The 20341-nt window shown below is 65.9% G+C and carries 21 protein-coding genes and 2 tRNA genes; 6 read left to right on the forward strand and 17 right to left on the reverse strand.

The genetic code is table 11. The features are described from left to right. Window positions 1–11: 11 nt before the first annotated feature. The 5 genes from HHL10_RS10865 to HHL10_RS10880 all read right to left on the reverse strand — a co-directional run bounded on the left by HHL10_RS10865 (window position 12) and on the right by HHL10_RS10880 (window position 4517). Window positions 12–932, reverse strand: coding sequence for an LD-carboxypeptidase (locus tag HHL10_RS10865; RefSeq protein ID WP_169160380.1), 921 nt, complete (start codon window positions 930–932; stop codon window positions 12–14). Then, complete coding sequence (gene tadA / locus HHL10_RS10870) at window positions 929–1477, reverse strand: tRNA adenosine(34) deaminase TadA (RefSeq protein ID WP_375138950.1); 549 nt, start codon at window positions 1475–1477, stop codon at window positions 929–931. The genes HHL10_RS10865 and tadA overlap by 4 nt, the downstream gene beginning before the upstream one ends. Before the next feature lie 267 nt (window positions 1478–1744). Next, the gene (locus HHL10_RS10875) at window positions 1745–2029 is read right to left on the reverse strand and encodes a hypothetical protein (protein ID WP_169160381.1); all 285 of its coding nucleotides are present in this window, start codon (window positions 2027–2029) and stop codon (window positions 1745–1747) included. A 161-nt stretch (window positions 2030–2190) separates the two neighbouring features. After that, window positions 2191–2499: a DUF2345 domain-containing protein gene (locus HHL10_RS31335; RefSeq protein WP_375138951.1), complete on the reverse strand. Its 309-nt coding sequence runs from the start codon at window positions 2497–2499 to the stop codon at window positions 2191–2193. Next, the gene (locus HHL10_RS10880; protein ID WP_169160382.1) at window positions 2400–4517 is read right to left on the reverse strand and encodes a type VI secretion system Vgr family protein; all 2118 of its coding nucleotides are present in this window, start codon (window positions 4515–4517) and stop codon (window positions 2400–2402) included. The genes HHL10_RS31335 and HHL10_RS10880 overlap by 100 nt, the downstream gene beginning before the upstream one ends. Window positions 4518–5418: 901 nt before the next feature. Between HHL10_RS10880 and HHL10_RS10885 the strand changes: the two genes are divergently transcribed. The 3 genes from HHL10_RS10885 (at window position 5419) to HHL10_RS10895 (ending at window position 7209) form a co-directional block, all read left to right on the forward strand. Beyond that, complete coding sequence (locus HHL10_RS10885) at window positions 5419–5874, forward strand: hypothetical protein (protein WP_169160383.1); 456 nt, start codon at window positions 5419–5421, stop codon at window positions 5872–5874. A 50-nt stretch (window positions 5875–5924) separates the two neighbouring features. Next, window positions 5925–6599 carry a hypothetical protein gene (locus HHL10_RS10890; protein WP_169160384.1) on the forward strand — a complete coding sequence of 225 codons (675 nt, stop codon included), beginning with the start codon at window positions 5925–5927 and terminating at the stop codon, window positions 6597–6599. Window positions 6600–6870: 271 nt separating this feature from the next. Then, complete coding sequence (locus HHL10_RS10895; RefSeq protein ID WP_169160385.1) at window positions 6871–7209, forward strand: hypothetical protein; 339 nt, start codon at window positions 6871–6873, stop codon at window positions 7207–7209. A 48-nt stretch (window positions 7210–7257) separates the two neighbouring features. Here the strand turns inward: HHL10_RS10895 and HHL10_RS10900 are convergent, their stop codons facing one another. Further along, entirely contained in the window at window positions 7258–8493 is a 1236-nt protein-coding gene (locus HHL10_RS10900) for a DNA-methyltransferase (protein WP_169160386.1), read from the reverse strand. 80 nt (window positions 8494–8573) lie between these two features. Here HHL10_RS10900 and HHL10_RS10905 point away from each other — a divergent pair, with 80 nt between their 5' ends. Both HHL10_RS10905 and HHL10_RS31340 read left to right on the forward strand, forming a co-directional pair. Continuing rightward, window positions 8574–8813: a helix-turn-helix domain-containing protein gene (locus tag HHL10_RS10905; protein ID WP_169160387.1), complete on the forward strand. Its 240-nt coding sequence runs from the start codon at window positions 8574–8576 to the stop codon at window positions 8811–8813. Further along, window positions 8794–9387, forward strand: a complete 594-nt coding sequence (locus HHL10_RS31340) for a PDDEXK family nuclease (protein WP_169160388.1) — start codon at window positions 8794–8796, stop codon at window positions 9385–9387. Before HHL10_RS10905 ends, HHL10_RS31340 begins: the two co-directional genes overlap by 20 nt. Before the next feature lie 170 nt (window positions 9388–9557). On the opposite strand, the gene guaA is transcribed toward HHL10_RS31340, so the two are convergent. The 5 genes from guaA to HHL10_RS10935 all read right to left on the reverse strand — a co-directional run bounded on the left by guaA (window position 9558) and on the right by HHL10_RS10935 (window position 14832). Continuing rightward, window positions 9558–11141 (reverse strand): glutamine-hydrolyzing GMP synthase, encoded by a 1584-nt coding sequence (guaA, locus tag HHL10_RS10915; protein WP_169160389.1) that lies wholly within the window; start codon window positions 11139–11141, stop codon window positions 9558–9560. A 4-nt stretch (window positions 11142–11145) separates the two neighbouring features. Beyond that, window positions 11146–12393 carry a TCR/Tet family MFS transporter gene (locus HHL10_RS10920; protein WP_310734574.1) on the reverse strand — a complete coding sequence of 416 codons (1248 nt, stop codon included), beginning with the start codon at window positions 12391–12393 and terminating at the stop codon, window positions 11146–11148. 11 nt (window positions 12394–12404) lie between these two features. Beyond that, window positions 12405–13877: an IMP dehydrogenase gene (gene guaB, locus HHL10_RS10925; protein ID WP_169160391.1), complete on the reverse strand. Its 1473-nt coding sequence runs from the start codon at window positions 13875–13877 to the stop codon at window positions 12405–12407. A 198-nt stretch (window positions 13878–14075) separates the two neighbouring features. After that, window positions 14076–14393, reverse strand: a complete 318-nt coding sequence (locus tag HHL10_RS10930; RefSeq protein ID WP_235971320.1) for an RnfH family protein — start codon at window positions 14391–14393, stop codon at window positions 14076–14078. Further along, the gene (locus HHL10_RS10935; protein WP_169160392.1) at window positions 14380–14832 is read right to left on the reverse strand and encodes a type II toxin-antitoxin system RatA family toxin; all 453 of its coding nucleotides are present in this window, start codon (window positions 14830–14832) and stop codon (window positions 14380–14382) included. Before HHL10_RS10935 ends, HHL10_RS10930 begins: the two co-directional genes overlap by 14 nt. A 50-nt stretch (window positions 14833–14882) precedes the next feature. Between HHL10_RS10935 and smpB the strand changes: the two genes are divergently transcribed. After that, window positions 14883–15359, forward strand: a complete 477-nt coding sequence (gene smpB, locus HHL10_RS10940; RefSeq protein ID WP_169160393.1) for an SsrA-binding protein SmpB — start codon at window positions 14883–14885, stop codon at window positions 15357–15359. A 47-nt stretch (window positions 15360–15406) separates the two neighbouring features. Here the strand turns inward: smpB and HHL10_RS10945 are convergent, their stop codons facing one another. The 6 genes from HHL10_RS10945 to HHL10_RS10970 form a co-directional block, all read right to left on the reverse strand. Then, window positions 15407–16504, reverse strand: a complete 1098-nt coding sequence (locus HHL10_RS10945; RefSeq protein WP_235971323.1) for an acyltransferase family protein — start codon at window positions 16502–16504, stop codon at window positions 15407–15409. Window positions 16505–16509: 5 nt separating this feature from the next. Then, window positions 16510–17691 carry a PLP-dependent transferase gene (locus HHL10_RS10950; RefSeq protein WP_169160395.1) on the reverse strand — a complete coding sequence of 394 codons (1182 nt, stop codon included), beginning with the start codon at window positions 17689–17691 and terminating at the stop codon, window positions 16510–16512. After that, window positions 17688–19091 carry a 30S ribosomal protein S12 methylthiotransferase RimO gene (rimO, locus tag HHL10_RS10955; protein WP_169160396.1) on the reverse strand — a complete coding sequence of 468 codons (1404 nt, stop codon included), beginning with the start codon at window positions 19089–19091 and terminating at the stop codon, window positions 17688–17690. The genes HHL10_RS10950 and rimO overlap by 4 nt, the downstream gene beginning before the upstream one ends. Before the next feature lie 21 nt (window positions 19092–19112). Further along, window positions 19113–19706, reverse strand: coding sequence for a polyhydroxyalkanoate synthesis repressor PhaR (phaR, locus tag HHL10_RS10960; RefSeq protein ID WP_169160397.1), 594 nt, complete (start codon window positions 19704–19706; stop codon window positions 19113–19115). A 448-nt stretch (window positions 19707–20154) separates the two neighbouring features. Continuing rightward, window positions 20155–20230 (reverse strand) — tRNA-Ala (locus HHL10_RS10965). Between the two features lie 34 nt (window positions 20231–20264). Beyond that, window positions 20265–20341 (reverse strand) — tRNA-Asp (locus HHL10_RS10970).

A 20341-nucleotide genomic window follows, 5' to 3' on the forward strand; every position in this document is an offset into this window, starting at 1 on the left:
CGCGATGGGGCCTAGTGGTGATGGTGCCCGTGCTCCCATCCGATGAACACGTCACGCTTGTCCACGACCAGCTGCACCTTGCGCCCCACCGGCAGGCACAGCTTGGTGGGCACATGGCCAAAAGGCAGGCCGGTGAGGATGGGCGTGGCGCACACCGCGCGCAGCGCCGCCACCATGTCTTTCAGGCCGTAGCCGCGGTCCAGCGGCGACTTCTTCCAGCCGCCGAAGTCGCCCAGCAGGATGGCCTTCTGCTGCGCCAGCACCCCGGCCTGCTGCAGCTGCAGCAGCATCCGCTCGACGCGGTAGGGATGCTCGTTGATGTCCTCCAGGAACAGGATGCCGCCCCTGACCTTGGGCCAGTGCGGCGTGCCCAGCAGCGAGCCCAGCACCGTGAGGTTGCCACCCCAGAGCACGCCCTTGGCGTCCAGGGCGTCGAAGCCGGCCTCGGTCCTGAAGCCCACCGCCTCCAGCTCGCCGCCCATGGCCTCGCGGAACACTTCCGGGGTGATCTCGTCCAGGCCGCCGTCGGCCTCGTCGCGGCCGAAGTCGTCGAGCGCCAGCGGGCCGGCCCAGCTCTCGGCCTTGGCGTGGGCCAGCAGGCCCAGCTGCAGCGCGGTGAGGTCGCTGTAGCCGACCCAGCGCGTGCCCTGCTCCACGCTGCGCGCCAGCAGCGGCCAGTCGATGCGGTCCAGCAGCCGGGTCAGGCCATAGCCGCCGCGCGTGGCCAGGGCGATGGAGGGCGCGGCCTCGGCGACGCGGTGCAGCGCGGCCAGCCGCGTGTCGTCGTCGCCGGCGAAGCGCTGGAAGCGCGCCAAGGCGGACTCGTCCACGCTGACGTCGAAACCGAACTGGGTGAGGCGCTTGACGGCCCGTTTGAGCGGCGTGGCCTTGGCGACCACGCCCGAAGGAGAAAACAGGGTGAGGGAGCTCATCGAGGGGGATTGTGGCCCAGCGGCATGGCCCTCCCGCCCTGGCCCGCCGCCTCCTGCGCCGCCAGCCGCAGCGCCTTCTGCTGGGCGCGGCGTTCGCGGAAGAAGCGGCGCAGCAGCTCGCCGCACTCCTGGCCCAGCAGCCCGCCCTCGATCACCGTGTGGTGGTTGAGCTCGCGGTAGCCAAACAGGTCCAGCACCGAGCCGGCCACGCCGGTCTTGGGATCGGTGGCGCCGAACACCACGCGCTTGAAGCGCGCGTGCATCAGCGCCATGGCGCACATGGCGCAGGGCTCCAGGGTGACGAACAGCTCGCACTCCGGCAGCCGGTAGTTCTGGACATGCCGCGCCGCGGCGCGCAGCGCGACGATCTCGGCATGCGCCGTCGGATCGTGCAGGCCAATGGGCTGGTTGAAACCGGCGGCGATGGGTTCACCGTTGAACAGGATCACGGCGCCGACGGGCACCTCGCCGGCCTGGTAGGCCAGCTCGGCCTGGGCCAGGGCCAGGCGCATGGCGGCCTCGTCGCCGAGGCGGTCCGCGATCACGCCCGCCCTCCGGAAATAGCCGCTGGGGCCGGACAAATACTCAATATGTTCATGGCTCAGGGAAGAAAAGGCGCCCGGCCGCAAGACTGGATTTTCTCACCCGCCAGCCCGAAGCGCCGCCTTGCAGCGGCGGCGATTGTACGCCGGGCTTCCTACCCACACCGAATCCTTAAATAACCGAGTTCACCAAGAACCAGGAAGCCAAATTCTTCACAATTATCCGCATACCCGGCACAAGTCCGAGCGCATTCAACACGAAGTCGAGCTTCACGGTCGCCTGGCTATTGGCGGCATGACAATACACAAAGATGCTTTGATTGCATCAATATCTGCGACATTTGATATTGGCTCGGCCTTTTTCTTCCCTTTTAGCGAAAGGCTTATGAATCGCGGAGATGGGTCATCGGCATAGACGATGACACCATCAAACGCAGGGACTTGATCGAATGGCTTGCCGAGTATTTCCACAAGCGCGGATTGTGCACCTTTCGAATTTTCAAGCAAAGCCTTCGTTACGAGTTCACTTGCAATCCTCGGAGGACGCTTTTTCATGTAAATTCTAGCGTCTGAATTCCAGCATAAATCGTCACCTGAGTTCAAGTAGCCCCTGACTTTGGCATCGATGATACTTACCTCCGATTTCGCGAGATTGATCCAAACAATGTATGGCCCCTCCGCAATTCCGGCGAACACAGAACCAGAAAAATTAAATATTACGACAAGCAACGCGACGGCAATTCGTCTGCGCCCTGTACCGCGAAACGCACGCTGTATGGCTCTTCCGGGTTCAAGTGAACTTCTGGTGGTGCAGCCAAGTATGGAGACGGTGCTGAAACAGCCGCCGGCCCTGTGAACTCCTTCATCCCCGCCCTGAACCGCACACTCCCCGGCGCCGACACCTCGACCCCGCCCTGCCCGATCCTCAGCGCCGCCCCCGCCGCCGCCAGCAGTACCTGGAGCGGTGAGCCCACCGCCACGCTGCCCTGGGTGCTGGCGACCTCGACGGCGCCGCTGGCGGCCAGGCGCGCGGCGCCGGTACGAGCTGGCTCCAGCCGCCCAGGCCCGTCGTGCTGGTGTCGAGCGATTGGCTGCGGTAGCCGCCCAGCACCGCCGCGTGCTGGTGTCCCTGGTGCGGGCCCGAGCGCGCCGAGCCGGCGAACCAGGGCGGCGCGCAGGGCGTGGCGTGCGGGACGCCGCTGTGGATGCGGTTGCCCGGCGCGTCGCGCTGGCCCTGGCCGTTGTAGAGACCGGCCAGCACCACCGGGCGCTCGGCGTCGCCGCCCAGGAAGCCGACCAGCACCTCCTGCCCCACGCGCGGAATGAACACCGCGCCATGGTTCACGCCGGCCTGCGTCTGCCCCACGCGCACCCAGGTCGAGCTGGCCGCGGTGGCCGGGGCGTTGTCCCCACTGGCCGGCAGCGGTAGGCGGTGGCTGCCGCCGCGTCCGCGCTGCCAGTGGAATTGCACGCGCACGCGCGCGTCGCGGTCCGTGTGCACCGGCGCGCCCTGGCCGGTGACGATGGCGCTCTGCACCCCGGCCGCCGTGGGCGCGCGGTTCAGGCGCACGTCGGGCAGCGGCAGCGCGCGCAGCGGCGGCGGATTCATCAGCAGGTCCTGGTTCCAGGCGTCCGATGCCGGGGCCGTTTCAACGTCCCGGCGCGGCAGCAGGCCCATGCCGCCGTCGCCGTGCGGTGCCGGCCGCGCCGCGCCGAGGCGCACCGGCCGCGACAGCGGCTGCGCCAGCAGCGCCGCCTCGTGCAGCGGCGCCTCCTCGGGCTCCCGGCCGTCCGCGCCGCCCTCGCTTGGCCGGGCCAGCACCTCGTCCAGCAAGGGCAGGCGCGCCCGGGCGTCGGCATGCAGGTTGTTGCGCGTGCGCTGCTGCGCGGCCAGCACGACGAAGCTATCCCGCGCGGCGTCGCTGCCATCGTGGCGCGGATGCTCGGCCAGCGTGAACACCGTGCCGGCCTGGGCGCGGCGCCAGGGGCCACGCCCGTGGCTGAGGCCGCGCGCGGCGGCCAGCGCCTCGGCTTGGCGTGTGACCAGGCGCCGGCCCTGCTCCAGGTCCTCGTAGGCGTAGGGGCCGGGGGCGTCGCCCTGCGCCAGGGCCGGCAGCGCGGGCGCGGCGCCGACCGGGCCCCGTACCGGGCGCGCCTCCAGCCCGCGGTAGTCGCGGCTGAGCATGCCCACGCGCGCCGGTGCCACGCCGGCGCCGTCGCGCCAGCGCGTGAGGCTGTCCGCGCCCAGCGTGGCGTCGCTGCGCGTGAAGCGCACGCGGCGCTGCGGATTCGGCGTGAAGGCGCCGTTGTGGTCCGCGAGCACCAGCGTGTGCCGGCCCAGCGCGGGGCCGTCACGGTCGCCTTCGTGCTCCCACCAGCAGAACAGGCCCTCTTCCAACAGCAGCCGCTGCACGAAGTCCAGGTCGCTCTCGTGGTGCTGCACGCACAGGCTGCGCCGGGCGTAGGCCGAGGCGTCGCGCAGGTCCCAGCGCCACGCCGGCGCGAGCCGGCCGCCGTCCAGGGGACGCGAGAACAGCGCGTCCACGATCTCCGGCACGGTGCGGTCCTGGAACACAAAGGCGCCGCTGCGCAGGGCCAGGAAGGTCAGCCAGGGCTCGATCACCAGCCGGAAGCGGGCCAGGCCGCCGTCGGCGCCCAGCAGCGCGGCGGAGATGACGCGGCCGTGCCAGGGGCGCAGCTCATCGACGCTGTCCTGGCACAGCAGCTCCACCAGCGCGGGCTGGCCGATGAGCGCGTCCAGGTCCAGCCGCGCGTCGGTGGACAGCGCGTGCACCACCAGCCGCAGCCCGGCGCAGGCCGGGCCCGGCGCCGCGTCCAGGGCCCAGGCTTCGATGCCGTCGCTCCAGCCCGGCGCCGCGTCGTCCAGCGCCGGGCCGGGGCGCGGGCCCACGGCTTCCCAAACGTCCAGCGCCTCGCCGATGAGCACCTCCGGCCCCAGGGGCGTGTGCAGCTGGAACAGCCGCGTGTCCTGCACCGGGCCGGACCCGGCCGCTCGCCTGCTGCTGTCGGTGAATACGCCCACGCCGCCCGCCTCCCCTTCCTGCTGCCCTGGTTCCGCGCCCGGCCGGGCCGGGCGGAACGACCTTGATGCGGGATGCGCTGCCGGGCGTGCCGGCAGGACAGCCCGGGGTGGCGCTCGACGCTCGGTACGGCCGCGCGTCAAGCGCCCAGAGCCTCAAGGTAGGGGGGGACGGTGTTACAGAACATTGCGGCAAGGCCTGAGAGCGGACCGGCCCGAGGCGCAGCCCGGCCGGCGGCTCCTTCGGAGCCAGCGCCCTTCTCATGAACGGCCCTTGGCCGGGCAGACACAAGTTGGATGGGCAAGGACGAATCACGCGGAATCCCCGGATTCGTCCGGGGCGCCGCCGGGTTTTCACGGACGCCCGCCATCCCTGAAAACCGCCACTTCGCCCTTTTCCATGCAGGGAAAAACTCTGTCACGCTGTCGGCAGCGCCAGGAAGCGGATTTTATAAGTCCTGTTTTACGAACAAGATTTGATAGATCATTCCTATTGAGGATGACATTTTGTCCACATGGTGCACCTCAATGGCTTGCCTGGAGTTCATAGCGTTTGGCAGCCTGTATTTTGCCCCGTGCATGCCGAATTACGGGCAGCCTGCCAAGCTCGCAGGAAATCAAGCTGAACAGCAGTGACCTTCGTCCATCGCGCAGAAGGGCCACTAATTTTTCAGGCGCTGTCCCGCCGTGCAGGGCGGTCTCCAAACAGTCTGCCGGGCCTGCGAAAATCAACCCAAGCGGCAGCGCAGTGACTTTTGACCATGGCCGTCAGGCGGTTCATCGACGACTCTGGATTGGCGTGGATACCGGTCAACCTCATACCGACACGCCTTTCCAGCGCACCGAGGGCCGCGTCTGGAAATGAAAGCCCTGCGCCCTCGTTCTTGGGTGAAGGAGTATGGTCATGCAAGCTTCACTGAAACTGCTGTATTCGGCGGCGGCCGCCCTGAGTTTGATGGCGATGCAGGCGCCGGCCACGGCCGGTCCCGTGGCTTCCGAGCACGGGGCCGTCTGCAAGCCTTATAACTACAGCAATGCCGGCGGCCTCTACTCCTGGGTCTTGGGCGTAAGCAATTACACCAATGCAACGATGGCGGTCATTTGCCCCATCGTGCGGCCCGCGGAGGTCGTGGACGGCAGGTTCGATGTCTGGGTGTCCCAAAGGGCAGGCAGCCCGGCATCGACGTGCTGGCTCTACAGCTATAACTGGACGAGTGCGTTCCTGGGTGTTTCCGGCCCGATCACCGGCCAGGGTTGGCTGGGTTTGGCCCAAGCAGCGGTGCCGGCTTATTCATATCAAGCCGTCTACTGCCTGCTGCCGCCCAACGGCAATATTCTTGGCGTTTCACCGGTGCTCTGATAGTCGGCGCCGGCATGCGCCCAGGGCGAAGCTCTCATAGGAGTTGAACGATGAGCAACGTTCCAGGAACTGCAGTTCTTTTCGCATCGGTGATCGTCCTGCTTGCCGGATGCGGAGGGTCTGGCGAGGACAATAAGGCTTCCGTCGCAACCACGGGAGTTTCTGTGCAGGCCGCGCCTGCTGCAGGCCTGTCCGGTGCGCAGGGCCGCCCGGTGCAGTCGGCCGCTGAAGAGAAAGGGGCCGATGCGGAAAATCTTTCGCTGAAACAACAGGTCGCCGCACTGCGACGCGATGTGGCCGATATTCGTGCGCAGCTCGCACGCATGCCGACGGTGGCTTCGTCATCGGAGGCGGCCCTATTCAACAATCGCCCCGGTGAGACGGAACAAAGGGAATTCGAGCGTGCCCAAGCCGCTCGGGTGGCGAGCGTCGAAGCGGCTTTCCGTGCCGAGCAGGTGGATGCAGCTTGGAGCCGCAATACCGCGGACAGCGTCCGGGCCGCTTTGCTTCAAGGCAAGCAAGGGGGCGCTGACCATATCCGCAGCATCGAATGCCGCTCGCACAGTTGCCGGGTGATGGTGGATAGCGATGCCCTGCAGCCCGGTGGCGCTGCTGACCTGCCCGTCCTCGTGAGCCGGCTGGCCCAGACCCTGCCCAAGGTCGACGTCGGTCAAATCGACCAAGGTGACAATCGCCAGGTTTCGGTGCTTTATCTGTCGAAATGAAATTCTCGCCGCTGCGTTCAGGGCTCGGCGCCGGGCCTGGGCGACGGCGGCACATTGGGGCCGGGGTGCAAGGCCATCGGTCCCCGTTGACCAGTTTTCAGGTCATTACTGGCCCTGCCAGTTTCTTGCGGGCGACAAGGCCGACGGCGCAACCGCACCCCGGCCTTGTCTTTTGTCGCCGTGCGGCAAGGAATGTCCGCCGTCGGAACCATGCCGTGAGGCGGCTGCCCGCCTCATTTCCCGCCTTCAGGCCGGCCTGCGCCGCGTGGCCGTGAATTTGTTCCTGAAAATCGCCCCTTCTCGTCAAATCGAGGCCGGCCAGGGCGCGCAAAACTTGGATGTTTCAGGCCTTGAAGAAACCTTCATGCCCCTGCTCTTCACCTATGGCTCGCTGAAGCAAGGTTTCGCCAACGCGCACCCGGGCCGCCGCGTGGCGGGGCTGTTGCGCACCCGTGAAGGCTTCGACCTGGCCGCTGATCAAAACCTGATATCCCTTATCCATCTCAAGCAGCAACACGCCCTCCCCGCCTCGATGCCGCGGCGGGGGCCGCTGGAGGAGTACAGGAGGGAGGATGCGGGGAGGTTTTGGTGGGTGGAGAAAACCCAATAAATATCAATCAAAAACCTAACCCAGAAAAATCATTTCAAACCACCCGGATCAATAAGGCCCCAAAAGCAATTGCTGCTTTTCCTCCAAATTTTCAGGCGAGCGATTGTTGAAAGAGCTGGCAGTCCAAAGCCCTCTCGCCTTGCGAGCAGCCGCATGCTCAGGCAAGAATAGTTTGTTATATCCATCTCGAATTCGCTCAAGATACTGGTTTTCGTCTTTCAAATCCTTCATTCTACTTATGATATCTTCAACCGGCCCAATCTCCATCCCAATCCACTTGCGCTTCTTCATCTCCGCAACCGCATAAGTTGTACCAGAACCACCAAATGGATCAAGAATAGTCTCACCCTCCTTAGATGCAAGCTCAATTACTCGATCCAGCAATTTTATGGAAAGCTCATTTGCGCTCTTCCTCTTCTTGTACTTAGCATGTCTTACAGGAGGAATGTCGTACCAAACATCAGTAAGATTCACTCCAAGCGGATTCATCTTATCTTTATAGCCTCCATAGTCTTTCAAATCTACCAAGCAGCTTGGACATATCTCCATCGGCATTCTGTCGGGCTGAAAATTAGCCGGGCGGCCTCCTTTAGTGTAATACAAAAGAGAATAATGACTCGGATAAAGTCGACCCGAAATTGGCAAACTAAATTTAATGTCAACCGCAATCCAATGGCGAAATGTCAGATGCTTATTTAGATAAGCACTGAGAAACGTATTCCATTTGGGTAAATTATAAACAAACAGAGATCCACCATCACGCAAAAGGCGAGCACATTGATCCAACCACCCCTCACACCACTCCAAGTAATGATCCTGCCGTAAATCGTCATCCATCTCGGATGGATACAGCTTATCTAAATTAAAGGGCGGATCTGCAAAAATTAGATCACAGCATTGATCCGGCAAGGACCGCATAATTTCAACACAATCCCCTTGGTAAAGCACACCAAAATCAGTACTGAAGGACGGCGCTACCGTTTTGCTTGGGGTTTGGTTGAATGACGCAACGTTTCCAAGCTTCGCCCCGAGCAGCTTGTCAATTTCATCCGCGGATGCTGCCAAAAGCTTTCGGAGCGGGCGACTCAAAAACCCAGTACGCAATCTGAATGCAATTTCAGTAAGTCCAAGAAATGCTGCCAGCCGTTCAATTTCTGCAGCGGTTGGTTCAAATCCATGAGCATCGATAGCCTTCAAGCGTGCGACGGGGATGCCAGTGGATTTCGCAACGTGCTGGAGCGCCTTGCGGCTGCTTGAGTCAATGTTAAGGGCGTGGAAAAACATAAGCGCAGACCGGTTAGTTTGCAGACTATAGTCCGTCGACCATTGTCTGCGATTTCCCCCATTCTGTCACTGGGGGACCAATGACTATAGATGAGGCTTTTGGTGCGGTTCTGAAGGAGCTTCGAGCTTCGAAGGGCATTACGCAGGAACAACTCGGCTTTGACGCCGACCTTGACCGCACATTTATTTCTCTTTTAGAGCGAGGCCTGCGTCAGCCTAGCCTTGCTTCTATCTTTCAGCTGAGCAAAGCACTCGGCGTGTCTCCCAGCCATATTGTTCAACGAGTTGAGGACACGCTCAGTGCGGCTAGTAAACGTTAGACATCTCCTGCACCGGGGGACATTTGCAAGCTCAGTCGAAGCAACGAGAATTGATACTGACATACAAAACGGTATCCAACGGGTGTGCTGGCCGGCTGGTAGCGGCTCATTTACTTTACTTAATACTCCAGACGGCAATGGAGTTAAACCCATCAAGAATGACTTCATCGCCCACTTACAAGAGCAGGGCTGGCAAGTTGAGCAGCGTATGCGAATTGCTTCACGTATACGGCCCGGCAAAGTTGATGCGGTTCACCGGCTACAAGACGGGAGGCATTTCGCGGTCGAATGGGAGACAGGCAACATTTCCTCAAGCCATCGTGCACTGAATAAGATGGCGGTCGGCCTGCTTGACGGGTGTTTGGCCGGAGGAGCACTTGTACTACCTTCAAGGCAAATGTACACCTATCTAACGGACAGAACTGGAAACTACTCCGAGATTGAACCTTATTTTCCAATGTGGGAAAGCCTCGTAGTTGAAGGCGTGCTTTCTGTTTATGTAGTCGAATATGATGCACTCTCTTCAACGGCGCCGGCAATTCCTAAAGGGACAGATGGCAGAGCATTGAGATAGCTGCTATTGCTAGGCGCGAGCAGGCCGTTATCGAACAGCATGACGCTTAGCATTAGATGACGTGCGCCATCATGTTCATCAAGGGAAAAGCCGTTGACCCCGGGCCCAAACCCATCGTCAACGGCTTTTTGTTAGGCAGTAAGGCGGCTACCTAAAACCGCCCCACGCCGTTATTCCCACTCAATCGTCGCCGGCGGCTTCGACGACACGTCGTAAGTCACCCGGCTGATTCCCCGCACCTCGTTGATGATTCGCCCGGACACCTTCTTGAGCAGCGAGTACGGCAGCTCGGCCCAGTCGGCGGTCATGAAGTCGGTGGTCTGCACGGCGCGCAGCGCCACCACGTAGTCGTAGGTGCGGCCGTCGCCCATCACGCCCACGCTCTTCACCGGCAGGAACACGGCAAAGGCCTGGCTGGTCAGGTCGTACCAGCTCTTGCCGCTGGCCGTGTCGCGGGCGGCGCGCAGCTCCTCGATGAAGATGGCGTCGGCCTTGCGCAGCAGCTCGGCGTACTCGCGCTTGACTTCGCCCAGGATGCGCACGCCCAGGCCCGGACCGGGGAACGGATGGCGGTACACCATCTCCGGCGGCAGGCCCAGCGCCACGCCCAGCTCGCGCACCTCGTCCTTGAACAGCTCGCGCAGCGGCTCCAGCAGCTTCAGGCCCAGCGTCTCGGGCAGGCCGCCGACGTTGTGGTGGCTCTTGATCGTCACGGCCTTCTTGGTCTTGGTGCCGCCCGACTCCACCACGTCCGGGTAGATCGTGCCCTGCGCCAGCCACTTGGCGTTGCTCAGCTTCCTGGCCTCGGCCTGGAACACCTCGACGAACTCGCGGCCGATGATCTTGCGCTTCTGCTCCGGGTCGCTCACGCCGGCCAGGTGCCCCAGGAACTGCTCGCTGGCATCGACGTGCACCACCTTGGCGTGCAGCTTGCCGACGAACATCTCCATCACCATGCGGCCTTCGTTCAGGCGCAGCAGGCCGTGGTCCACGAACACGCAGGTGAGCTGGTCGCCGATGGCGCGGTGGATCAGCGCCGCCGCCACGCTCGAATCGACGCCGCCGGACAGGCCCAGGATCACCTCCTCGTCGCCCACCTGCTCGCGGATGCGGGCCACCGCCTCCTCGATGTAGTCGTTCATCACCCAGTCGGGCTTGCAGCCGGCGATGTCGAGCACGAAGCGGTTGAGGATGGCCGGGCCCTGCAGCGTGTGCGTCACCTCGGGGTGGAACTGCACGGCGTAGTAGCGGCGGTCCTCGTCGGCCATGCCGGCGATCTCGCACGAGGGCGTGGAGGCCATCAGCTTGAAGCCCGGCGGCAGCCCGGTGACCTTGTCGCCGTGGCTCATCCACACCTTCAGCATCCCGTGGCCTTCCACGGTGTTGAAGTCCTCGATGCCTTGCAGCAGCTGCGTGTGGCCGTGCGCGCGCACCTCGGCGTAGCCGAACTCGCGGTGGTCGCTCCACTCGACCTTGCCGCCGAGCTGCGTGGCCATGGTCTGCATGCCGTAGCAGATGCCCAGCACCGGCACACCCGAGTCCCACACCGCCTGCGGCGCGCGCAGCTCGTGGTCCTCGTAGGTGCTGGCGTGGCTGCCCGACAGGATGATCCCCTTCGGGTTGAACGCGCGGATGAAGTCGTCGGAGACGTCGTTGGGATGGATCTCGCAATAGACATGCGCCTCGCGCACCCGGCGCGCGATGAGCTGCGTGACCTGCGAGCCGAAGTCGAGGATGAGGATCTTGTCGTGCATGGTGTCAAGCCGCCGAGGAGGCGGCACTGGTGGCGCTGCGTTGCCGGAAATGCCGGAAGGCGATGACCGCGGCCACGGCCTGCAGCAGCGCGCAGAAGTAGAAGGGAAGCCCGATCCAGAAGTCGCCCTGCGGTCGGTGCGACACCAGGGTCAGCAGCCCCGCGCCGGTCAGCGGCGCGAGCACGGCCATCAGGCTGTTGAGCGAAGCGACGGAGCCCATGGTGCGGCCCTGGCTGGTGGCGTCCGCGGCGTTGGACACCATGCTCTGCAGCGAGGCGGTGACGGTGAAGCCCAGCAGGTTCAGGCCGATGACGGCGTACATCATCCAGCCCTCGGGCGCGAGGCCCCAGCACAGGTAGCTCAGCGCGGAGGAGATCAGGCCCAGGCGCACCAGCTTCTGCGGCGTGTTGCGCTTGAGCAGCTGGCGCATCAGCCCGCCCTGCACCAGCGCCGACATCAGGCCCACGGCGAACAGGCTCCAGCCGTTCTCGCGCGGGCCCCAGCCGAACTTCAGGCCGGTGTAGAGCACCCAGGTGGAATGCAGCGTGAACTGCGCCAGGCTGCCCAGCGCCATCACCGTCACCAGCGGGCCCACGCCGCGCAGGGCGCGCAGCTCGCGCAGCGAGTGCACCGGGTTGGCGCGCCGCCACTCGAAGGGCCGGCGCTTGGAGGCGGGCAGCGACTCCGGCAGCACGAACACGCCGTAGAGCGTGTTGAGCAGCGCCAGGCCGCCGGCCACGTAGAAGGGCAAATGGAGGTCGATGTCCCCCAGCAGGCCGCCCGTCACCGGGCCGAGGATGAAGCCCACGCCGAAGGTGGCGCCCAGCAGGCCGAAGCGCCGGGCCCGCTCCTGCGGCGTGCTGATGTCGGCCACGTAGGACTGCGCCACCGCCGCGTTGGCCTGCAGCGCGCCGCTGACCAGCCGCACCGCCACCAGCACCCACAGCGCCGGCGCCAGCGCGGTGGCGAAGAAGCTGAACGCCAGGCCGCAGAACCCCAGCAGCAGCACGGGCCGCCGCCCGAAGCGGTCGGACAAGGCACCCAGCACCGGCGAGCCGAAGAAGTTGGCGATGCCGAAGGTGAAGCTCACCACGCCGAACCAGAAGGTCTGGTCCGTCGTGCTGCCCGTGAAGGTGCCCACCAGGGCGGGCAGCACGGGGATGATCAGGCCGATCGACATCATGTCGATCAGCACGGTCACCAGGATGAAAGGCATCGCGGCCTGTCGGCCGCGCGGGGTGTCTGCGGTCACGGCGCCGGCGCTCATTCCATGCGGTAGTTCGGCGCTTCCTTCGTGATCTGCACGTCGTGGACGTGGCTCTCGCGCACGCCGGCGCTGGTGATCTCGACGAACTCGGCGCGCTCGTGCATCTGGGCGATGGTGGCGCAGCCGCAGTAGCCCATGGCCGCGCGCAGGCCGCCGGCCATCTGGAACACGATCGACACCATCGAGCCCTTGTAGGGCACGCGCCCCTCGATGCCCTCGGGCACGAGCTTGTCGGCGTTGGGGTTGGTGGTCTCGTCGTTTTCCTGGAAGTAGCGGTCCGCGGAGCCGGCCTTCATGGCGCCGATGGAGCCCATGCCGCGGTAGCCCTTGTAGCTGCGGCCCTGGAACAGGAACACCTCGCCGGGCGACTCCTCGGTGCCGGCGAACATGCCGCCCATCATCACGGTGCTGGCGCCGGCGGCGATGGCCTTGGCGATGTCGCCCGAGTAGCGGATGCCGCCGTCGGCGATCAGGGGCACGCCCGTGCCCAGCAGCGCGGTGGCGACGCTGTCGATGGCCATGATCTGCGGCACGCCTACGCCGGCGACGATGCGGGTGGTGCAGATCGAGCCCGGGCCGATGCCGACCTTGACGCCGTCGGCGCCGGCCTCGACCAGCGCCAGCGCGGCGGCGCCGGTGGCGATGTTGCCGCCGATCACGTCCACCGACGGGAAGTTCTGCTTGACCCAGCGCACGCGATCCAGCACGCCCTGGCTGTGGCCGTGGGCGGTGTCCACCACCAGCACGTCTACGCCGGCCTTGACCAGCAGTTCCACGCGCTCCTCGGTGCCCTCGCCCACGCCCACGGCCGCGCCCACGCGCAGCTTGCCGTGCGCGTCACGCGCGGCGTTGGGGAAGGTGGTCTGCTTGGTGATGTCCTTGACGGTCATCAGGCCGCGCAGCTCGAAGGCGTCGTTGACGACCAGCACGCGCTCCAGCTTGTGCTTGTGCATCAGCGCCTTGCCCTCTTCCAGCGAGGCGCCTTCCTTGACCGTGATGAGCCGCTCGCGCGGGGTCATGATGTCGCGCACGGGCACGTCCATGCGGGTCTCGAAGCGCAGGTCGCGCCCGGTGACGATGCCCACGACCTTGGCGCCTTCCAGCACCGGGAAGCCCGAGATGCCGTGCTGCTCCGACAGCGCCTTGACCTGGCGCACGGTGGTGTCGGGAGTGACGGTGAGGGGGTCGCGCAGCAGACCCGACTCGTAGCGCTTCACGCGCGCCACCTCGGCCGCCTGCTGCTGGGGCGTGAGGTTCTTGTGAACGATGCCGATGCCGCCTTCCTGGGCGATGGTGATCGCCAGGCGGGCTTCAGTCACGGTGTCCATGGCGGCGGACACGAGCGGCAGGTTCAGGGAGATGTTGCGAGACAGCTTGGTGGCAAGGCTGGTGTCGCGAGGCAGGACCTGGGAGAAAGCCGGCACCAACAACACGTCGTCGAAGGTGAGTGCTTTGCCAAGTAGGCGCATGAGAGGGCTCCGGACGCAAAAGCGGATTATAGGAAACCCCCCTTGCGGGCCACTCACCAAGGGGTAGACGGACGCTTGCCAAGCGCTTCACGAAAAGGCCGTCGGCGGTGTGTTTTTCTCCCTCGCCACCGCGCAGCGGGGGAGAGGGTGGCGAGGCGGCTCAGCCTTCCGGTGCCAGGCAGGGGCTGAACGACGGGTTCAGCCCGGCTTCTTCTTCCGCCCGCCCTGCCCCTTGTAGCGCAGCCGCCGCGCTTCCTTGGGATCGACCTGCAGCCCGCGGCACAGCTCGACGCGGTCGCCCTCGCGCAGCGGGTGCTCCGGGGGCTGGAGCCGGCCCCAGACGCTCAAGGCCAGCGACTGCGCGCTGAACTGCGGATGGCGCGCCATCAGCCCGGAAGCCTGCACCGCCTGCTGCAGCGTCGCGCCGGCGGGCAGTTCCAGCGTCACACGCTCGACCTGGCGCGGCGCGGGGCTGAACACGACTTCGACCTGCATGGCGGCCTCAGCGCGGTCCATGGACCTGCTCGGCGCGCTTCACGAAGGCATCGACGAAGGTGTTGGCGATGCGGTCGAACACCGGGCTGACGACCAGCTCCAGCGCGCGGCTGGAGAAGGCGTAGCGCAGGTCGAACTCGATGCGGCAGGCCTTGGGCTCGGAGCCCGGCGCGCCCAGCGGGTGGAACAGCCAGGTGCCGTCGAGCAGCGAGAACGGGCCGTCCACCAGCTCCATGCGCACTTCCTGGCCGGCGACGTGGGTGTTGCGGGTGGTGAAGTTGTGGCGCACACCCGCGTAGTGCAGGTGCAGCCGCGCGGTCATGCTCTGCTCCACGCGCTCCAGCACCTCGGCGCGGTCGCACCAAGGCAGGAAGGCGGGGTAGTCCTCGACCGCGGTCACCAGGTCATAGATCTCGCGGGGCGTGTACCACAGCAGGACCGACTTTTTCACGTGCTTCATACAATGGCGGGATTGTAGGGGCCGCGTCCGGCCCCCTTTTTTTCGTGCCCATGCCGCCACCCTCTCCCGCCCTCATTGCCGAAAACCGCCGCGCCCGCTTCGAGTACCACATCGAGGAGCAATTCGAGGCCGGCATGGTGCTCGCCGGCTGGGAGGTGAAAGCCATCCGCGCCGGCCAAGTCCAGCTCACCGACGGCTACGTCGTCATCCGCGACGGCGAGCTCTACCTCATCGGCTGCCGCATCAACGCGCTGCGCAGCGCCTCGACGCACGTGGTGCCGGAGGCCGACCGCACCAAGAAGCTGCTGATGAAGAAGGACGAGATCCGCCGCCTCATCGGCAAGGTCGAGCAGCGCGGCTTCACGCTCGTGCCGCTGAACCTGCACTACAAGAACGGCCTGGTGAAGGCCCAGATCGCCCTGGCCAAGGGCAAGGCCCAGCACGACAAGCGCGAGACCGAGAAGGCGCGCGACTGGGAACGCGAGAAGGGCCGCCTGATGCGGCACAAGGTGTCGACCAAGGCGTGAGGATGGCGCGCCGGCCTTGCGGGGCTGGCGCGCTCGCCCGCATACCCTCACCGCAACCTAAAACTCCCGCTGTGCCCCTCGACGCGGGCACGCCGCGCTGACACCCAGGCCATGGCCCGCTGCTCCACATGCCGGTAGAACAGCGCGCCGGCCAGCAGGCTCGCGCCCCAGGCCAGCAGCAGCCCCAGCGCCTGCGGCACGGGCTCGGCCGGCACGAACTCGGTGAAGGCCGCGTTCACCACCAGGCACACCGGGAAGTGCACCAGGAACACGCCGTAGCTGATGCGCGAGAGCCGCGCCGTTAGCCGCCCCAACCATCCCTGGGCGCCCGGCACCCATTGCGGACGCCACTGCAGCACCGCCAGCAGCGCGGCCACCAGCGCCGCCAGCGCGATGCGCTCGCGGTACTCCACCAGCAGCGCCACCCCGACCAGCAGCAGCAAGCCGGCCAGCGGCCCGACGCGCAGCCGCGGCGCGCTCCACCAGGCCGCCAGCACGCCCAGGCCGTAGGCGCCAAAGAAATATGGCGCCGCCACGTCCCAGTCGGCATCCAGGTTGAAGTACAGCAGCGAAGCCGCCACGACGGCCCAGACCAGCATCGGCGCGAGCCGGCGCCGCAGGCCGTCCTGGCCCTCCAGCTTGTGCGCCAGCACCAGCAGCGCCAGCAGCAGCGCGTAGAGCTGGAAGTCGATGGCCACGTACCAGACGCCCGCGGACAGCGCCTCGAAGCCCAGCAGGTCGTGCAGCAGCAGCACATGCGCCAGCAGCTGCAGCAGCCGCGGCGGATCGGAAATGCTGTCGTGGTCCATCCACTCGCGCGCCAGCGCCGAGGCCGCGATGGCGATCAGCAGCATCACGGCGTAGGGCAGCACCAGCCGCGCGTAGCGCTCGCCCAGCAGGCTCCAGGGCGAGGCCCCGGCCTTGAGCCGGCCCTGCGGCGCCAGGCTGCGCGCCGCCAGGAAGCCGCCCAGCACCAGGAACACCTGCACGGCGATGCGCGCGTGCTGCGACAGCCAGCCGACCAGATCGGGCGCCAGCGGCGCCACCACGTCCGACATCGGCCCGTAGAAGGCCAGGTGATGCAGCACGATCAATTGGCACGCGACCGCCTTGAGCGCATCCACATGCGCCCAGCGTGAAGCCATGTTTTTCATGGAGCGCGGTGCAGCAGGTCGAGTGCCTGGGCCAGGTCGGCCTGCAGGTCTTCCACCGCTTCGAGGCCCAGGCTGAAGCGGATCAGCGTGCCGCGGTACGGCACCGGGCGGCTGCGCAGGCTGGCCGCGTCATAGGGCACGGCCAGGCTCACCGGCCCGCCCCAGGACCAGCCGATGCGAAAGAGCTTGAGCGCGTCCACCACCGCGTCGGCCTGGGCCGGGCTGTAGCGCAGGTCCAGCTCGACCGTGAACAGGCCGGCGGCGGCGCTGCAGGTGTCGGCCCAGTGCTCATGCCCCGGCGACCCGGGCAGCGCCGGATGCAGCACGCGCGCGAACTCGGGGCGTTGCGCGCACCAGCGCGCCAGCTGCCGGCCGGCGGCGTCCTGCGCCGCGTAGCGCAGCGGCAGCGAGGGCAGCCCGCGCAGCACCGCTTCCACGTCGTTGAGGCCCACGCCCAGGCCCAGGCGGCTGTGCGCCAGCGCCAGGCGCCGGTACAGCGTCTCGTCGGCGGTGACGACCGAGCCCATGAGCAGGTCGCCGCCGCCGGAGGGGTACTTGGTCAGCGCGTGCACCGTCAGGTCCACGCCCAACGCAAAGGCGTCGAAGGCGATGCCGGCACCCCAGGTGTTGTCCAGCGCGATCACGGCCTGCGGCGCGCCGCGGCGCACCGCGGCAATGAGCGCGCGCAGGTCCGGGAACTCCATCGTCACCGAGCCCGCAGCCTCCACCCAGACGAGTTTTACTTGCGGCGTCAGCAGCGCTTCGAGCGAGGCCGGGTCCATCGCGTCGTAGACCCGGTGCGTGATGCCCCAGGACTTCAATTCATGGCGCGCGAAGGTTTTACCTGGCCCATAGGCGTTGTCGGGCAGCAGCACCTCGTCGCCCTGCCCCAGCAGCGCGATGTCCACCAGCGAGATGGCGGACAGCCCGCTGGGCGCCAGCAGCGCCTGCTTGCCGCCTTCGAGCGAGGCGATGCGTGCCTCCAGCGTGAAGGTGGTGGGCGTGCCGTGCAGGCCGTAGGTGTAGGCCGACTTGTCCAGCCAGCTGTGCGTGCGCAGCGCCGCCGTGTTCGGGAAGAACACGGTCGAGGCCTTGTGCACCGCCACCGCGGGCGATCCAAAACCGGCCGGCGGGACGTAGTCGTGGTGGATGAGTGAGGTGCTGCGGTCCTGGCTCATACGGGCATGCCCACCAGGTCATGCCCCTCGGCGGCGACGATGCGCACGCGCGTGAACTCGCCCACCTTCAGCGTGCGCGAGGCCTTCTCGGGCGGCAGGATGCGCACGGTGCCGTCGATCTCCGGCGCGTCGGCATAAGTGCGGCCCACGCCTCCCTTGCGGCCCAGCGCCGGGGCGCTGTCCACCAGCACCTGCATGGTGGCGCCGACGCGGCGCTGCAGCTTGGCCACCGAGATGCGCTCGGCCGCGGCCATGAAGCGGGCGCGGCGCTCCTCGCGCACGGCGTCCGGCAAGGCGCCGGGCAACTCGTTGGCCGTGGCGCCCTGCACCGGCGAGTAGGCGAAGCAGCCGGCGCGGTCGATCTGCGCCTCCTGCATGAACTGCAGCAGGTACTCGAACTCGGCGTCGGTCTCGCCGGGGAAGCCGGCGATGAAGGTGCTGCGCACCACCAGCTCCGGGCAGACCTCGCGCCACTTGGCGATGCGCTCCAGATGACGCTCGCCGCTGGCCGGGCGCTTCATGCGCTTGAGCACGTCGGGATGCGCGTGCTGCAGCGGGATGTCGAGGTACGGCAGGATGCGGCCCGCGGCCATCAGCGGCAGGACCTCGTCCACATGCGGATAGGGATAGACGTAGTGCAGCCGCACCCAGGCGCCGTGCTGCTCGGCCAGCGCGCCGAGCTGCTCGCACAGCTCCAGCATGCGCGTGCGCACGGGCTTGCCGTCCCAGAAGCCGGTGCGGTACTTCACATCGACCCCATACGCGCTCGTGTCCTGGCTGACGACCAGCAGCTCCTTCACGCCGGACTCGAACAGCGCGCGGGCCTCGCCCAGCACGTCGCCGATCGGGCGCGACACCAGGTCGCCGCGCAGGCTGGGGATGATGCAGAAGCTGCAGCGGTGGTTGCAGCCCTCGCTGATCTTCAGGTAGGCGTAGTGCTTGGGCGTGAGCTTGATGCCGGCGGCGCCGCGCGCCTCGGGCACCAGGTCGATGAAGGGATCGTGCGGCTTGGGCACGTATTGGTGCACCGCGTCCATCACCTCCTGCGTGGCATGCGGGCCGGTGACGGCCAGCACCTTGGGATGGACCTCGCGCACGAGGTTGTCGCTCTCGGCGCCGGCGCGCGCGCCCAGGCAGCCGGTGACAATCACCTTGCCGTTCTCGGCCAGCGCCTCGCCGATGGTGTCCAGGCTTTCCTTGACGGCGTCGTCGATGAAGCCGCAGGTGTTGACGATGACGAGGTCGGCGCCGGCGTAGGTCTTGCTGGTTTCGTAGCCTTCGGCGCGCAGCTGGGTAAGGATCAGCTCGGAATCGGTCAGTGCCTTGGGGCAGCCCAGCGACACGAAGCCGATGGTGGGCGCCACGCCCTGCGGCGCGGCGGTGGAAATGGGGTCAGTCATGCGGGAATTGTCCCGCATCCCTCAAGGCTGACGTTTTGAACCGGGAAAGCCGGGCATGTTGGGAAAGAGCGATTCGGCCTGTTTCTGCATCTGCTCCTGCATCTGCGTGAACAGCTTCTTGGACTGCTCCATGTAATTGCCAATGAGGTGCTGCATCAGCGGCGCCTGGCCGCTGAGGAACTGCGTCCACATTTCCGGCGTGTATTTCTGCGGGTCGTACAGTTCGCGGCCCTGCTCGGCCAGCCGGCTTTGCAGCTCGACGAAAGTCTGCAGGTTCTTTTCCAGGTACGAGCCCATCAGGCCCTGCATGGCGTGGCCGTAGAAACGGATGATGTGCGCCAGCATCTGGGTCGAGAACATCGGCACGCCGCCGGTTTCCTCTTCCAGGATGATCTGCAGCAGGATGCTGCGCGTGAGGTCTTCGCCAGTCTTGGCGTCGCGAACTTCGAAGGCTTGTCCTTCCAGAACCATCGCCTTGACGTCGGCCAGCGTGATGTAGGCGCTGGTGTGTGTGTCGTAGAGGCGACGGTTGGGGTACTTCTTCAGGATGCGGGGTCCGCTGTCCTGGACGGTGTTTGCTTCGCCGGCCGTACCGCCAGGTCGCTTCAAGGGCATATACAGGCTCCCGTAACAATCGCCGGGATTTTAGGCGCAGCGCCCCCGGCCCAAGCCTGGAGGCGGCAGGAATTCAGGACCCCGACGCGGCCTTGTGCGGCAGATCATCGGGCTTGGAGCGCTCGCCCGGCTTTGAAAACCACGCGCTGCACAGGCCGGATGCAGCGCGTGTGGAGCCCGCTGGAGCCAACCCGCTGCACGCCGCAGCTCACCAAGGACCGCGCCCGACCCCGCCGGCAAGGGTGAAAACAGGTCCCGCATCAACGCGGCGCGCCCGCCGCGAAAAATTACCTGGAAATTCGCCTCATTAACCCAACGCCAATTCGCATCCAAGAATGCAAAAAGGCCACCCGAAGGCGGCCTTGAGCATCAAAACAGTCACATGAGCCCTGAAAGGGCTTGCAGTCAAACTGCATTCCTGAACGCCGCGCCCTCATCAAAAAATTGATGGTGGAGGTAAGCGGGATCGAACCGCTGACCTCTTGCATGCCATGCAAGCGCTCTCCCAGCTGAGCTATACCCCCGAAGGAATTGCGCGCCGTTCAGGCAATAAAACTTTGGCGGAGTGGACGGGACTCGAACCCGCGACCCCCGGCGTGACAGGCCGGTATTCTAACCGACTGAACTACCACTCC

This window comes from Azohydromonas caseinilytica (assembly GCF_012927045.1).
GTDB lineage: Bacteria > Pseudomonadota > Gammaproteobacteria > Burkholderiales > Burkholderiaceae_C > Azohydromonas > Azohydromonas caseinilytica.